This is a genomic window from Rhodococcus sp. USK10, assembly GCF_019378875.1.
Taxonomy (GTDB): domain Bacteria; phylum Actinomycetota; class Actinomycetes; order Mycobacteriales; family Mycobacteriaceae; genus Rhodococcus_F; species Rhodococcus_F pseudokoreensis.
Genome location: NZ_CP076048.1, coordinates 4,444,951 through 4,459,603, shown reverse-complemented (window position 1 = coordinate 4,459,603; position 14,653 = coordinate 4,444,951). Strand labels below are relative to the sequence as shown.

The window sequence follows — 14,653 nt, the reverse complement described above, 5'->3', positions numbered from 1 at the left end:
TGGAACTCACGCGATGTCGCGCAACCAGTTCCTCAGCCACGTGGTGGCCGGCGTACCCGAACCGTCGACCGCGTAGCTGGTGTAGTCCTGGTGGGCCTGCGACTTGTAGAACTGCTCCAGCTCGTCGATCCTCTTCTCGTTGTGCTGCTCGTCCAGCTGAGCCATCAGCGCGGGCACACCACCGACCGCGAGGATGTCGTTCCAGATCGCCAGCGCTTCCTGCTGGTAGCGGCCGAACAGGTTCGGCGTCGGATCCGACGTCTGCGCGAGGAACCCGGCGAGCCGCGTCACGAAGTCTTCCTTCGGCGTGGAGCAGTACAGGTCGCCGTACGCGCAGAAGGTGCGCGTGTTCTGGCTGACCCAGCCGAACCCGCCGATGCGGGGACCACCGGCGCCGCTGCCGGCGACGGCGGGGCCGACGAGGGCGTCGGTCGGCGACCGCCGCGGATCGGAGACGAGTCCGACGGCCGCGATCTTGTCGGCGGGGACGACACCGAGGCCGGTGCCGATCTCGGCGGCGAGATCACCCGCGGCGTCGGCGCCCTGGCTGTAGCCGATGATCGACAGCTTGGTGTCGGGGCACTGCTGCGACATCGACGACAGCATGCCCTTGGCATTGGTGACCGCCTGCGCCTTCGAGCGCCCGTACACCTCGGACTCCCATGGGAAGGCCGTGGCGGCGTACGTGACGTAGTCGGTGCGGATCGACGACGGCAGACCGTTCGTCACCGCGGACAGCAGACCCGGCGTGGGCCGGACGTTGTCCTTGGTGGACGTTTCCCACGTCCCCGGAATCGCGACCACGTACAGGCTCGGGCAGGGGTCCGCGTTGGCTACTGCGCTCGTACCCATCACCCCCGACGCCACCGGGATGGCCGCGGCAGCGGCCACTGCGGTCAAGAATGCGATAACCCGTCTCATTGCCATGGCATCAACCTGTTCTCCCCTTCGCCGTCCAGCAGACGGGATGCTGCCAGGACGACGTGACCTAAAGATGCACGATCGGTAAATGAACGTTACCGACCGAACGTGACCTCCGCACGATAAACCGACACCCCGGTAGGAAAACCTACCGGGGTGCGGATTGAACTGGCGGTTACAGCTACCGCTGCGGGGCGGTGGTGGTCTCGATCGGAGACGGCAGCGACGTCTTGCCCTCGAGGTACGCATCGACCGCTGCGGCCGCGGAGCGACCCTCGGCGATGGCCCACACGATCAGCGACTGTCCGCGTCCCATGTCGCCTGCCACGAAGACGCCGTCGACGTTGGTGGCCCACTTCGCGGAGCGGGCGACGTTGCCGCGCTCGTTGAGGTCGACGCCGAGATCGGTGAGCAGGCCCGGCTTCTCGGGTCCGGTGAAGCCCATCGCCAGCAGGACGAGGTCGGCCTCGAGCTCGAAGTCCGAGCCCTCGACCTTCTCGAAGCGACCCGACTTCATCTCGACCTCGTGGGCCTTCAGCGCGGTCACCTTGCCGTCGGCACCGACGAACCGTTCGGTGTTCACGGAGAAGAGACGTTCGCCGCCTTCCTCGTGAGCGGACGCGACGCGGTACATCAACGGGTACGTCGGCCACGGGGTGTGCTCGGCGCGGGTCTCGGGCGGTCTCGGCATGATCTCGAACTGGTAAACGCTCTCGGCACCCTGACGGTGCGAGGTGCCCAGGCAGTCCGCGCCGGTGTCGCCGCCACCGATGATGACGACCTTCTTGCCCTCCGCGGTGATGGTCGGCTGCTCCAGATCGCCGAGCTGCACGCGGTTGGCGATCGGCAGGAACTCCATCGCCTGGTGGATGCCGTCCAGCTCGCGGCCGGGGATCGGCAGGTCGCGGGCCTCGGTGGCACCGCCGGCCAGGACCACGGCGTCGAACTGCTCGCGCAGTGCGTCCGCCGTGATGTCGACACCCACGTTGACACCCGTCTTGAAGACGGTGCCCTCGGAGTTCATCTGGTCGAGACGGCGGTCGATGTGCCGCTTCTCCATCTTGAACTCGGGGATGCCGTACCGGAGGAGCCCGCCGATGCGGTCGGCCCGCTCGAACACGGTGACCATGTGCCCGGCGCGGGTCAGCTGCTGCGCTGCAGCGAGACCCGCGGGTCCGGAACCGACGACGGCGACCTTCTTGCCCGTCGAACGCGTCGGGTGCACCGGCTTGACCCAGCCCTCGTCGAAGGCGCGGTCGATGAGCTCGACCTCGACCTGCTTGATGGTGACGGGGTCCTGGTTGATGCCCAGGACGCACGACGCCTCACAGGGTGCGGGGCACAGCCGCCCGGTGAACTCCGGGAAGTTGTTGGTCGCGTGCAGGCGCTCGATGCCGTCGTGCCACCGGTCCTTGTACACCAGGTCGTTCCACTCGGGAATCAGGTTCCCCAGCGGACAACCGTTGTGGCAGAACGGGATACCGCAGTCCATGCACCGGCTGGCCTGAGTCTTCAGGGTGTCCGACGAGAACTCCTCGTAAACCTCGTTCCAGTCGAGCAGACGCAACGGCACCGGCCTGCGAACCGGAAGCTCGCGTGACGTGTGCTTCAGGAAGCCGCTTGGATCACCCACGAGCTGCCTCCATCACTGCCTCGTCCACGTTCTTTCCATCCTTCTTCGCGGCCTCGATGGCCAAGAGCACCTTCTTGTAATCGCGGGGCATGACCTTCGCGAAATGATTGACCTGCTGCGACCAGTCGGAGAGGATGCGCGCGGCAACCTCGGAGCCCGTCTCGTCGCGGTGACGCTCGATCGCGGACTTGAGCCAAGTGAAGTCGTCGCCCGTCAGGTCCTCGAGATCCACCAGTTCCGTGTTGAGGTTGTCCTCGAACACCTTGTCCGGGTTGTAGACGTACGCGACGCCACCGGACATGCCGGCACCGAAGTTGCGTCCCGTCGCACCGAGGATGACGACCTTTCCGCCGGTCATGTACTCGCAACCGTGGTCGCCGACACCTTCGACGACAGCGGTGGCACCGGAGTTGCGGACCGCGAACCGCTCGCCCACGACACCGCGGAGCAGAGCCTCACCGCTCGTGGCACCGAACAGGATCACGTTGCCGCCGATGATGTTGTCCTCGGCGACGAACCCGGGCGCGGTCTCCAGCGGCGGGCGCACCACGAGGCGTCCACCGGACAGGCCCTTGCCGACGAAGTCGTTGGCATCGCCGTGCAGGCGCAGGGTCATGCCCTTGGGGACGAACGCACCGAAGCTGTTACCGGCCGAACCGGTGAACGTGATGTCGATCGTGTTGTCCGGCAGTCCGTCGCCGCCGTACGCCTTCGTCACCTCGTGGCCGAGCATGGTGCCGACCGTGCGGTTGACGTTGGTGATCGGCGACTCGAACGTGACCTTCTCGCCCTTGTCGAGAGCGTTACGGCTCTGGACGATCAGCTGCTGGTCGAGCGCCTTGTCGAGGCCGTGGTCCTGGGTGCCCGTGCAGTACAGGTCCTGGTCCATGAACGCCGACTCGGTCTCGTGCAGGATCGGCGACAGGTCGAGGTTGCCGGCCTTGCTGCCCTTCCAGTGCTCGAGCGCCTTCGTGGTGTCGAGGGCGTCGACCTGGCCGACGGCCTCGTCGAGGGTGCGGAAGCCGAGCTCCGCGAGAAGCTCGCGCACCTCTTCGGCGATGAAGAGGAAGAAGTTCTCCACGAACTCCGGCTTGCCGTTGAACCGCTTGCGCAGCACCGGGTTCTGCGTCGCGACACCCACGGGGCAGGTGTCGAGGTGGCAGACCCGCATCATGATGCAACCCGACACCACCAGCGGGGCGGTCGCGAAACCGAACTCCTCGCCACCGAGCAGCGCGGCGACCATGACGTCGCGGCCCGTCTTCAGCTGGCCGTCGACCTGCACGACGATGCGGTCGCGCAGACCGTTGAGCAGCAGCGTCTGCTGGGTCTCGGCGAGGCCGAGCTCCCACGGGGCGCCCGCGTGCTTCATCGACGTCAGCGGGGTGGCACCGGTGCCACCGTCGTGACCGGAGATCAGCACGACGTCCGCGTGTGCCTTGGACACACCCGCGGCGACGGTGCCGACACCGACCTCGGACACCAGTTTCACGTGGATCCGGGCCTGCGGGTTGGCGTTCTTCAGGTCGTGGATCAGCTGCGCGAGATCCTCGATCGAGTAGATGTCGTGGTGCGGCGGCGGCGAGATCAGCCCGACGCCGGGCGTGGAGTGCCGGACCTCTGCCACCCACGGGTACACCTTGTGCGCCGGCAGCTGGCCGCCCTCACCGGGCTTGGCTCCCTGCGCCATCTTGATCTGGATGTCGGTGCAGTTGGTCAGGTAGTGCGACGTGACACCGAAGCGTCCCGACGCGACCTGCTTGATCGCGGACCGGCGCCAGTCACCGTTCTCGTCCGGCGTGAAGCGGGCCGGGTTCTCGCCGCCCTCACCGGAGTTGGAACGACCGCCGAGGCGGTTCATGGCGATCGCGAGCGTCTCATGTGCCTCGGCGGAGATGGAGCCGTAGCTCATCGCACCGGTCGAGAAGCGCTTGACGATCTCGGTGGCGGGCTCGACCTCGTCCAGCGGGACGGGCTCGCGCACACCCTTCTTGAACTCGAACAGGCCGCGCAACGCTGCGAGGCGCTCGGACTGGTCGTCGACGAGCTTCGTGTACTCCTTGAACACCTCGTACTGCCCGGTGCGCGTGGAGTGCTGCAGCTTGAACACCGTGTCCGGGTTGAACAGGTGGTACTCGCCCTCACGACGCCACTGGTACTCGCCGCCCACCTCGAGCTCGCGGTGCGCGCGCTCCTCGGGACGGTCCAGGTACGCGTTGGCGTGGCGGACCGCGACATCGGCGGCGATCTGGTCGAGGCCGATGCCGCCGAGGCTCGAATTGAGCCCGGTGAAGTACTCGTCGACCAGGTCCTGCGACAGGCCGATGACCTGGAACAGCTGGGCGCCGGTGTAGGACGCCAGGGTGGAGATGCCCATCTTGGACATCACCTTGAGCACACCCTTGCCCGCGGCCTTGATGTAGTTCTGGATGGCCTTGTCGAGCGTGACACCCTGCAGTTCGTTGTTCTGCACCGCCTCGTCGACGGTTTCGAACGCCATGTACGGGTTGACCGCGGCCGCACCGAAGCCGATGAGAAGCGCCATGTGGTGCACCTCGCGGGCGTCGCCGGCCTCGACGATGAGACCGACCTTGGTGCGCGTCTTCTCGCGCACCAGGTGGTGGTGTACGGCCGACGTCAGCAGCAGCGACGGGATGGGCGCGTACGTCTCGTTCGACTCACGGTCGGACAGGACGACGAGGCGCGCACCGCCGGCGATGGCCTCCGACACCTGGTAGCGGACGTCGTCGAGGGCCTTGCGCAGACCCGCTCCGCCTTCGGCCACCGGGTACAGACCGCGGACGATGACGCTGCGGAAGTTCGGGAATTCGCCGTCGTCGTTGACGTGAATGAGCTTCGACAGGTCGTCGTTGTGCAGGATCGGCTGCGGCAGGAAGATCTGCCGGCAGGACTCCGCGGTGGGGTGCAGCAGGTCGTGCTCGGGGCCGATGGTGCCGCCGAGGCTGGTGACAACCTCCTCGCGGATGGCGTCGAGCGGCGGGTTCGTGACCTGCGCGAACAGCTGCGAGAAGTAGTCGAACAGCATCCGCGACCGCGAAGACAGCACGGCGATCGGGGTGTCGGTACCCATGGAGCCGAGAGCCTCGGCACCGGAGATCGCCATCGGCTTGACGAGGAGGTTGACCTCTTCGTTGGTGTACCCGAACATCTGCTGACGCAGAACCACACGCTCGTGCGACATGTAGGTGTACGGGCGGTCCGGCAGGTCGTTCATATGGGTCAGACCCTGGTCGAGCCACTCCTGGTAGGGGTGCTCGGCGGCCAGTTCCGACTTGATCTCGTCGTCGCTGATGATGCGACCCTCGGCGGTGTCGACGAGGAACATGCGGCCGGGCTGCAGCCGGATCTTCTTCACGACGGTGGCCGGGTCGATCGGCAGGACGCCGACCTCGGAGGCCATGACGACGAGGTCGTCGTCGGTCACCCAGAGGCGGGAGGGGCGCAGGCCATTGCGGTCCAGGACGGCGCCGATGACGGTGCCGTCGGTGAAGCACACCGACGCCGGTCCGTCCCACGGCTCCATGAGCGACGAGTGGTACTGGTAGAACGCCCGGCGCGCGGGGTCCATGCTCTCGTGGCGTTCCCAGGCTTCCGGGATCATCATCAGCACGGCGTGCGGCAGGCTGCGGCCACCGAGGTGCAGCATCTCCAGCACCTCGTCGAAGCGCGCGGTGTCGCTGGCGCCGTTCGTGCAGACCGGGAAGATCTTCTCCAACTGCTCGCGACCGCCGAAGATGTCGCTGTCGATGAGCGCCTCACGGGCACGCATCCAGTTCTCGTTGCCGGTGACGGTGTTGATCTCACCGTTGTGCGCCACGCGCCGGAACGGGTGGGCAAGCGGCCACGACGGGAACGTGTTGGTGGAGAAGCGCGAGTGCACCAGGCCGAGGGCCGACTCGACGCGCTCGTCCTGCAGGTCCAGGTAGAAACCCTTCAGCTGCGGCGTGGTGAGCATGCCCTTGTAGACGAACGTCTGGCTCGACAGGCTCGGGAAGTACACGGTCTCGCGACCGGGACCGTCCTTGCCTGCGCCTTCGCTGCCCAGTTCGTGCTCGGTGCGCTTTCGGACGACGTAGGCGCGGCGCTCGAGGTCGAGTCCGGTGAGGGCGTCGTTCTCGCTGCCGATGAAGATCTGCCGGAACGTCGGCATGGCGTCGCGGGCCAGGGCGCCGAGCGACGAGTCGTCGGTCGCGACCTCACGCCAGCCGAGGACCTTCAGGCCCTCGCTCTCGACGATCTTCTCGACGGCGTCGGCGGCGCGCTGCGCGTCGGCCTTGCTCTGCGGCAGGAAGGCGATGCCGGTGGCATACGTGCCTTCCGCGGGCAGCGGAAAGTCGACCACGGCGCGGAAGAACTTGTCCGGGACCTGGAGGAGGATGCCGGCGCCGTCACCCGTGTTGGGTTCGGAGCCCGCGGCACCACGGTGCTCGAGGTTCACCAGCGCGGTGATCGCCTTTTCGACGATGTCCCTGCTGCGGCGGCCCTTCATGTCCACGACGAACGCGACACCACAGGAATCGTGCTCGTTCGACGGGTGATACAGCCCCTGGGGGCCTGGAAGTTGCTTCATACCTAGCCTTCGTATGCCAAAAGATGCACCGACGACCAGCAGCGCTGATGGCCATCAACTTGCAATGCAGGTGCCGTCACGACGTGCTCGGCACCACCGATCGGCTATCGCCCTTTTGCAGCACGCTGGGTGTGGTCCTCGCACCAGGCGACGTGGCTTTTCGGTCGGGTCGGACTTTCGTGGGTCCAACGTGTAACGAAAACGATAATTCAGAACCCCTGACGAAACACAACTTAGGTTGGCCTATTAACCCTCTGAACTGGGCATTGTCGAGGGCGGACCTCGTCCGACTGCACTGAGTACATGTTAAGTGAGCGCGCGGACGACCGCTGTAATTCCCGCAGTCGGATCGAAATCGAGATCCGGGACGGTCAGTTGATGAAGGATCAGACCGTCCAGGTAGTCGGTGATCACGGCGGCGTCCGAGGCGGGATTCTTCGAACCCACACGTTCCAGCATGTCCGCACCCCATTCCACGAGGGCGCGCCGGGCCGATCCGATCTTCGCGTCGAGCCCCGGCGTGACGGAGGCCTCGACGAACAGCGAGTAGCGCGCGCTCGTGCGGACCCGGTCCGGACCGGTGGAAAATCTCACAAAGGCGACCAGCGCAGCGATCAGCGCGTCCGCGCTTTCGGGTCGGAGGTGCGCGAACTTCTCCCAGTCCTCCCGGTCACGTTCGACGAGCCGTGTGACGATCCCCTCGAGCAGCGTGCCCCGGCTGCGGAAGTAGTTGGACGTGGACCCCTGCGGCATTCCGGCCAGCTCGTCGACGCCGCGGTGCGTGAGGGCCCGGACCCCCTTCGTGCCGAGAAGCGCGATGGCGGCGTCGAGCACCTGCTCCCGTTTGTCTGCCATAACACCGACACTACATCGGTAGTAAATTCACTACACCCGTAGTAGCGTGGTGGTAATGACGCACTCCGCAGCAGTCCTCGGCGGTGGCATCGGCGGTGGCATCGGCGGACTCGCCGTCGCCCGCTACCTGCACCGCGCCGGCTGGCACGTCGACGTCTTCGAGCGTGCCGACGCCCTGCCCACGTCGGGCACCGCGCTCGACATGTGGCCGCAAGCCCTCGACGCGCTGGACGCGATCGGCGCGGGCGACCGGGTCCGCACCCTGGGATCACCCCAGCACCGCGGCTCGCTCCTGCGCCCCGACGGATCCGTGATCGGCACCATCGACAACCGCGACCGCACCGCCTATCTGCTGTCGCGGCCCGCGCTGCTGGCGACGCTCGCCGAGACGCTGCCCGACAGCATGATCTCGTTCGGCACCCCCGCTCCCGTCCTCGACGCGCTGACGGACCGCGACGTCGTGATCGGCGCGGACGGTCTGCGCAGCCCGACCCGCACGCATCTGTTCGGCGACAAATTCGAGCCACGGTATGTAGGAGCCACCGCCTGGCGCGGCTGGGTGCCCGGACATCGCGACACCGTCAGCGAAACCTGGGACGCAGACGCACTTTTCGGCATCACCCCGCGCGACTGCGATCTCGTCAACTGGTTCGCGTGCATCCGTACCGACGCCGGGCACCCCGGCGGCCTCGACTTCCTCCGGTCCCGGTTCGGGGGCTGGCACGCCGACGTCCGGGCGGTCCTGGAGGCAGCCACCCCCGACGCGATGCTGCACCACGACCTGTACGAGTCGCCGGCCCTCCCGTCGTACGTGTCGGGCACCACGGCGCTGCTCGGCGACGCCGCCCACGCGATGGCGCCGAACCTCGGCCGCGGCGCGTGCGAGGCCCTCGTCGACGCCGTCACGCTCGGCCGATTCCTCACCGCCGACACCGACATTCACACCGCGCTGCGCCGCTACGACCGCACGCGGCGGCCCGCCACCCGGCGGCTGGTGCGCGGATCGCGCGCCATGTCCGCCGTCGCGATGACCGGCCGTCTCCGCCCGCTGCGCGATCTGACGGTGAAGCTGGCCGCGGGCCTGGCCTGACCGGAATCCGGGGGCGCGGGAACGGTTGCCCGTCTGGTACTTTGCCGCGGTAGGGGGAAGAGAAAGAACCGGGGGCGGTCATGGGGGCGATGAACGACGGCTGCGGCAGTGCGCCGGCAGCACGGACGGATCTCATCGGGGAAACAACACATCCACCGTGTCGGTGGAGGCATTCTGCTGTGCTCGCTTCCCTCTTTCGGTGCCTCTGATCTGCATCTCTCCTGCGTTTGCTTCGTCAGCACCAGTCCGTTCGATCAACCATGTCCGTTCGACTTCAGGAGTCAAAGACTTGAGAATCCGCATGCACGCTCTGGCCGCAGCGATCTCGGTGTGCGCCGCCGCACTGCTCGGGACCGCGGCCGCACACGCCGCTCCGGCCACCACCCCGCCCTCGACGTCGCAGCCCGGCGTCACCGACCCCTCGGCGGCGCCCACCACGTCGCAACCCGGCGTGACGGTCCCGTCCACGCCGCCGAGCACATCCCAGCCGGGTGTCACCGACCCGGCGGCCCCGACCACGACGACGCCCGCTCCCCCGCAGGCGCCGCTGGCCGTCCCGGGCGCCGAGACGGCCGCACCCGCCGCGCCCGATCCGGCGAAGGACGAGGCTCCGGCGGAACCGGCACCCGCGGCGCAGTCCGTGCCCGCCGAGCAGGCCACCCAGCCCGCGACCGTGTGGATCGACCCCGACGACATGCCGAAGTCGCACCAGGCACCCGTCGCCCCCGCCCTGCCCGTGCCGAAGCCGGTGGTCGAGGTGAACGCGGCCGCCGACACGCTGGTCGGCGCGGTGCCGGTGGCCGTCAACGGCCGCCAGTACGGCAACCCCGAGGGGTACGTCGGCACCATCGGCTGGCGCGTCGGTGACGCCACCGGAACCGCGGGCATCGCCGTCGACCCGTCCTCGCCGACCGCCGCCACCGTCTCCGCGTTCTCGGCCGACTCCAACGCCGAGCACCCGACGAACTGGTCGGCACCCGTCGACGTCACACCCGTCGCCGCCGCGATCGCCGACGCCGCCGACCGGTACCCGGCGTTCGGGCAGCTGGTACAGACGATCGCGTCCCTGCCCGCACCGCAGCTCCCGCAGCTGCAGTCGACCGACAGCGGTCCGGCGACCACCACCATCGGCGGCGTGAACGTGCGCAGCCAGGCGACGCTGCACGTGTGATCCGATTCCCCCACGCGGAGCCCGTCAGGGGTGGGCTCCGCGCGGGGGAATGAGGTGTGGAGGATTCAACTGTGACAGAACCGCCGAACAGGGCACCCCTCGACCGCTTCTCGCACTGGTACCCGCCCTTCCCGTCGGCCGCGGCACCGACGGTTCCCGTCGTGGAGCCCGAACCCGAACAGCTGCCCCCTCCCCCGCGCCGACATGGCTGACGCCGGGCGACGAACCCGACCCCACCCCGCCCGTCCGGGACGGTCGCGGCAAGCGGAAACTCGCGGTCGCCGGAGCCGCCGCCGCGGTGGTCGCCGTCGTCGTCGGTGTGGTCGCCGTGTTCACCTCGACTTCCGGTGACGCGAGCGGAAACCCGGTCGCCGCGGGTTGGTGCGCCGCATCCCGCGACGGTGCGACGGTCGTCGGCAACGGTCCCGGCGGGACCACCGACGGCGTCGCCGCGATCCTGGCCTTCGATCACGCCTACTACGTCGAACGAAGCGGCGCGAAGGCCCGCGAGGTGGTCGCCCCCGACGCGCCGCTCGGGTCCGCCGAGACCATCCAGGGCGGCATCGACTCGCTGCTGCCCGAAGGCACCGAGCACTGCCTCGCCATCACCGAAACCGAACCCGGCCACTACGCGGTGACGCTGTCGGAACTGCGACCGGACGGGTCGACGAAACGGTACGAGCAGGTCGTGACCACCGCGGACCGCGACGGTCGCACGTACATCACATCCATTGGAGACGCGAAGTGACCGACCAACTGCAGCAAGCACTTCCGGCGTCGACCCTGGTTCTCGGGGCGTGCGGAGGAGCAGGTGCCACCACGACGGCGCTCGGGCTCGCCAACACCGAGGCGGCCCGCGGCGGTGCCGTCGTCGCCGTGGACGCGACCCCCGCAGGCGGCGATGTGGCCGAACGCGGCGCCGACGCCGTGCTGTCGGTGAGTGGCCTGGAGCAGCTGGTGGCCGCCGGCCCCGTCGCGGACGACGGGGCCGGCCCCGTCGCGGACGACGTGTTCGACGAGTACTGCTCCCGCACGAGCGCCGGGACCCGCATCCTGAACCGCATCGGCAACCAGACCGCGGCTGACCGTGAATTCCACACTCTCACAGTGGCACTGCGTGCTCGCAGGGTGAGTGACGTCCACGACCTCGGTCACCGGTTGCGTGCCGCGTACCTCGCGCCGCTACTGGCCACGCCGACCCCCATCGTCCTCGTCGTCCCGTGCCGGGCCGACGCGTTCAACCGCCTCCGGTCCGCACTGCAGTCGATCGGTGACACGCTCGGCGAACCCGGACTCGCCCGCACCGTCGTCACCGTGTCCAACCAGGACGCCACCGGCTGGCAGGTGGATCTCGACCTCCTCCGCGAATACCTGGGCGGACAGGTATGGGGCGTCGAGACCATCCCCTACGACGAACACCTCGGCATGGGAATCGTCATCGAGCACGCCAAGCTCGCCCCGGAAACCCGGGCGGCGTACCAACGCGTCTCCGCGGCAGCATCGGCCGTGGCCGAAGGTCGTGCGGAACGGGTCTGAGCACGGCACGTCCAGTACCCTTCCGGGCCGGGAGGACATTCGACAACAGGGGGCTGTCTTGGGGGACACTGTCGGGGACTGCAGCGCGCTGCTCACCGAAATGGACGCGTTCCGGCAAACCTCCACCGGTACTACAACCCCCACACCGCCCGATACCTCACCCAAGACCCCCTCGGACTCGCCCCGTCACCCAACCCGAACACCTACCCCCACAACCCCACCGGATGGACCGACCCACTCGGCTTGGTGCCGGCGGCGCGTGATGGGGTAAGTCGAAATTCTGCACTCAATCAGGCCAAGCAAGATGCCGGAATTCCTCGATCACAACACCCATTCGAAGTGAATCGAATTCCGATGACCGACAGATTTGACAGAAACATCCTCGGAGACAATGGATTACCGATTATGACGCGAGAGTGCAGTTACCAGCTCCCCGACGGGCGTGTCATCATTATTCAGGATCACGGGGCTGGACACATGTTTGGAGAAGGCGGTATCGGTGATCAGGGCCCGCACTTCAACGTAAGACCGGATGGGGACACCCGAAGTGGCAACGTTCCCGGAACATTAGAACATTATCCCTTTAGGAGTTGACGAATGACTTGGGTGAATTTCCTTCTAGACAGCCAATCAATTCGGTCCATATATGGTGAACATCTTCCGCCCCTATCCGACCTCGATCTCCACGAAGTAAGATTGGACAGGCGTGGCACTTCGGTCTTCTTGAGATTCGATCTAGGCGAGTATCCAACCTCTCCTCCGAAAAAGTGGATCGCGCAGAATGCGAACACAGTTCAATTGGAGTTGCAATTCTCCGACGTCGGCAATCTAACCCTTAATGGGTGGGGTAACGACTTGCCGATATCATTGAAAATCTCCGAGATCCCTGACGGTGGATACGAGATTTCTTGCGGAGAGCTACCTAACTTGTCAATGACTGCCCGTTGGATAAGCATCTACAAAATATCCGCGCATCACAACATTGACCGGGAGTAGGCGAGCGGCGATGGCCGCGGCTACAGGACGACATCGGCACGCTGTCGCCACCTGCGCACACAATTGCGTGCGCATTGACTACCCAGTGGACGGATTTGCCCGAATGGCCGAGTTACAATCGCGGCGACTGAGCGGAGGCCCGATATCCGCGCACGGATTTGCCACTTGCGCACGCAATTGCGTGAGCTTCTGACCAATCGGTGCGCGGATGTGCCCGAGGCACGCACAACGGCGCCAACGAACGGACGCCTCACGCCTCGAGCAACCCCTTCAGCTTCTGGAGGTCGGCGGTGACGGCTGCGGCGTCCTGCGCGAATTCTTCGGCGCTCACGCCGTCGCGTCGGCGGATGGTGAAGAGGACTTCGCTGTGGTCGCCGTCGGGGATGACGCGCACGGGGTTGTAGACGGTGTCGCCGCTGGGGAGGGTGACGTCGTGGTCGAGGATGCCGTAGTCGTTGGCGGGTGCGAAGGTCACCGCTACCTGACCCATCGGGGAGTCGGCGAGCCAGCGGTCGCCGTCGCGGGTGATGGTGCTGCTGAGGCCGGCAGCCCAGGCGGGGAGGTTGGCGGGGTCGCTCGCGTAGGCGTAGACGTCGGCGGCGGTCCGGGCGATGAACACACTGACATGGGTTGATTCGGTGGTCATGACTCCCAGCATCCCCGCTGTACGGCCCGGGTGATTGAAGAAATCGGACCCGCATGCGCTCGATGTCCGAAACCTTCAATGCGGGTCCGTCCCAGATCGTTAGCGTTCTGGACATGACCGCAACATTCAGTGCCATCGAACTGGTCGTCCGCGACCTGCCCACGTCGCTCGCGTTCTACCGGCGGCTCGGACTCGACATTCCGGCCGACGCCGATCAGGCGCCGCACGTCGAATTCGAACTTCCGGGTGGGGTTCGCCTGCTGTGGGACACGATCGAGACCATCCGCTCGTTCACTCCCGACTGGACCGAACCCGCCGGCGGGCATCGCATCGCGCTCGCCTTCGACTGCGGAACCGCCACCGGCGTCGACAGCCTCTTCGACGAGATCACCGGGGCCGGCTACAACGGCAAGAAAAAGCCGTGGGACGCACCGTGGGGGCAGCGCTACGCCACCGTCGACGACCCCGACGGCAACTCCGTCGACCTCTTCGCCGCGCTCACGCCGTGACCAGCTGACCGAACGTGCGGCCCGTCAACTCCTGGGCCTCCCGGATCAGGTGGGCCTGGTCGGCGAACCCGGCCATGCCGGCCGCCTGCGCAGCGGGAACGGCCGACCCTGCCAGCCCGACCGCCGACTGCAACCGCAGGATCCGGGCCAGCATCTTCGGCCCGTAACCGAACTGCCGGCGGCACAAACGGTGCAGTTGGCGCTCGCCGACACCGATCCCGTCCGCGACGTCGCGGACGGACGCCTGCTGCTCCAGAAGTCGCACGACCGCGGGGATCCTGCCGTCCGGCGGCGGCCCGAGGAGCCTGCGTGACCGCGCGAACTCCTCGAGCGCCCGGCCGGGGTCGGCGGTGTCGGCGATCCTGCCGAGGAATTCTGCGGTGACGCGGTCGCTCAGCACGTCCGCGAGCGGCACCCGCTGATTGATCAACTCCTCGGCCGGGGTTCCGAGCAGATCCGGCAGAGTGCCCGGGGAACAACGCAATCCGACGTAGCGGGCGCCCTCCCGGCTGCGAGTGAGATACGGGCGGGAATCGGGACCGGCCACGACGACGTCGCCGTTCATCCAGATGAGGTCCATGCAGCCGTCGGGCAGGATCGCGGCTTCACCGCCGGCCGCCGTCTTCTGCCACACGACGGCGCCGGGGAACACCGACCGCCGCTCCGTGTACATGACCCCATGCTAGGCAGCCACTACGACACTCT

12 protein-coding genes and 1 pseudogene are annotated in these 14,653 nt (G+C 67.2%); 7 read left to right on the top strand and 6 right to left on the bottom strand.

Features of this window, described 5'->3' with window-relative positions; genetic code table 11:
- Positions 1–6: 6 nt before the first annotated feature.
- The 4 genes from I1A62_RS27485 to I1A62_RS27470 form a co-directional block, all read right to left on the bottom strand.
- Entirely contained in the window at positions 7–921 is a 915-nt protein-coding gene (locus I1A62_RS27485) for a cutinase family protein (RefSeq protein ID WP_219461475.1), read from the bottom strand.
- Positions 922–1,102: 181 nt separating this feature from the next.
- Positions 1,103–2,554: a glutamate synthase subunit beta gene (locus tag I1A62_RS27480; RefSeq protein WP_124392316.1), complete on the bottom strand. Its 1,452-nt coding sequence runs from the start codon at positions 2,552–2,554 to the stop codon at positions 1,103–1,105.
- On the bottom strand, positions 2,547–7,145 hold the full coding sequence (gltB, locus tag I1A62_RS27475; RefSeq protein ID WP_124392317.1) for a glutamate synthase large subunit: 4,599 nt from the start codon (positions 7,143–7,145) through the stop codon (positions 2,547–2,549). The genes I1A62_RS27480 and gltB overlap by 8 nt, the downstream gene beginning before the upstream one ends.
- Positions 7,146–7,451: 306 nt before the next feature.
- Positions 7,452–8,000 (bottom strand): TetR/AcrR family transcriptional regulator, encoded by a 549-nt coding sequence (locus I1A62_RS27470; RefSeq protein ID WP_124392318.1) that lies wholly within the window; start codon positions 7,998–8,000, stop codon positions 7,452–7,454.
- A 55-nt stretch (positions 8,001–8,055) separates the two neighbouring features.
- Between I1A62_RS27470 and I1A62_RS27465 the strand changes: the two genes are divergently transcribed.
- The 6 genes and pseudogenes from I1A62_RS27465 (at position 8,056) to I1A62_RS47295 (ending at position 12,793) form a co-directional block, all read left to right on the top strand.
- Positions 8,056–9,090, top strand: a complete 1,035-nt coding sequence (locus I1A62_RS27465; RefSeq protein WP_219455422.1) for an FAD-dependent monooxygenase — start codon at positions 8,056–8,058, stop codon at positions 9,088–9,090.
- 289 nt (positions 9,091–9,379) lie between these two features.
- Complete coding sequence (locus I1A62_RS27460) at positions 9,380–10,261, top strand: glycoprotein (RefSeq protein ID WP_307720176.1); 882 nt, start codon at positions 9,380–9,382, stop codon at positions 10,259–10,261.
- Positions 10,262–10,317: 56 nt separating this feature from the next.
- Positions 10,318–11,009, top strand: a pseudogene (locus tag I1A62_RS27455) (hypothetical protein).
- Complete coding sequence (locus I1A62_RS27450; RefSeq protein ID WP_219455421.1) at positions 11,006–11,797, top strand: hypothetical protein; 792 nt, start codon at positions 11,006–11,008, stop codon at positions 11,795–11,797. Before I1A62_RS27455 ends, I1A62_RS27450 begins: the two are co-directional and overlap by 4 nt.
- Before the next feature lie 78 nt (positions 11,798–11,875).
- Positions 11,876–12,391, top strand: a complete 516-nt coding sequence (locus tag I1A62_RS46550; protein ID WP_257890972.1) for an HNH/endonuclease VII fold putative polymorphic toxin — start codon at positions 11,876–11,878, stop codon at positions 12,389–12,391.
- Between the two features lie 3 nt (positions 12,392–12,394).
- A complete protein-coding gene (locus tag I1A62_RS47295; protein WP_124392325.1) occupies positions 12,395–12,793 on the top strand; it encodes an Imm50 family immunity protein in 399 nt (132 codons plus the stop codon).
- A 250-nt stretch (positions 12,794–13,043) separates the two neighbouring features.
- Here I1A62_RS47295 and I1A62_RS27430 read toward each other — a convergent pair whose 3' ends face one another.
- A complete protein-coding gene (locus I1A62_RS27430) occupies positions 13,044–13,439 on the bottom strand; it encodes an SRPBCC family protein (protein ID WP_219455417.1) in 396 nt (131 codons plus the stop codon).
- Between the two features lie 113 nt (positions 13,440–13,552).
- On the opposite strand from I1A62_RS27430, the gene I1A62_RS27425 reads away from it, so the two are divergent.
- Positions 13,553–13,948 carry a VOC family protein gene (locus tag I1A62_RS27425; protein WP_124392327.1) on the top strand — a complete coding sequence of 132 codons (396 nt, stop codon included), beginning with the start codon at positions 13,553–13,555 and terminating at the stop codon, positions 13,946–13,948.
- On the opposite strand, the gene I1A62_RS27420 is transcribed toward I1A62_RS27425, so the two are convergent.
- Entirely contained in the window at positions 13,938–14,621 is a 684-nt protein-coding gene (locus tag I1A62_RS27420) for a helix-turn-helix domain-containing protein (RefSeq protein ID WP_124392328.1), read from the bottom strand. The genes I1A62_RS27425 and I1A62_RS27420 overlap by 11 nt on opposite strands.
- Positions 14,622–14,653: the final 32 nt, after the last annotated feature.

Excerpts from the sequence above, each read along its gene's own strand:
- I1A62_RS27430 (WP_219455417.1), bottom strand. The coding sequence starts at position 13,439 with ATGACCACCGAATCAACCCATGTCAGTGTGTTCATCGCCCGGACCGCC.
- I1A62_RS27465 (WP_219455422.1), top strand. The coding sequence starts at position 8,056 with ATGACGCACTCCGCAGCAGTCCTCGGCGGTGGCATCGGCGGTGGCATC.
- I1A62_RS27420 (WP_124392328.1), bottom strand. The coding sequence starts at position 14,621 with ATGTACACGGAGCGGCGGTCGGTGTTCCCCGGCGCCGTCGTGTGGCAG.
- I1A62_RS47295 (WP_124392325.1), top strand. The coding sequence starts at position 12,395 with ATGACTTGGGTGAATTTCCTTCTAGACAGCCAATCAATTCGGTCCATA.
- I1A62_RS27485 (WP_219461475.1), bottom strand. The coding sequence starts at position 921 with ATGAGACGGGTTATCGCATTCTTGACCGCAGTGGCCGCTGCCGCGGCC.
- gltB (WP_124392317.1), bottom strand. The coding sequence starts at position 7,145 with ATGAAGCAACTTCCAGGCCCCCAGGGGCTGTATCACCCGTCGAACGAG.
- I1A62_RS27470 (WP_124392318.1), bottom strand. The coding sequence starts at position 8,000 with ATGGCAGACAAACGGGAGCAGGTGCTCGACGCCGCCATCGCGCTTCTC.
- I1A62_RS27425 (WP_124392327.1), top strand. The coding sequence starts at position 13,553 with ATGACCGCAACATTCAGTGCCATCGAACTGGTCGTCCGCGACCTGCCC.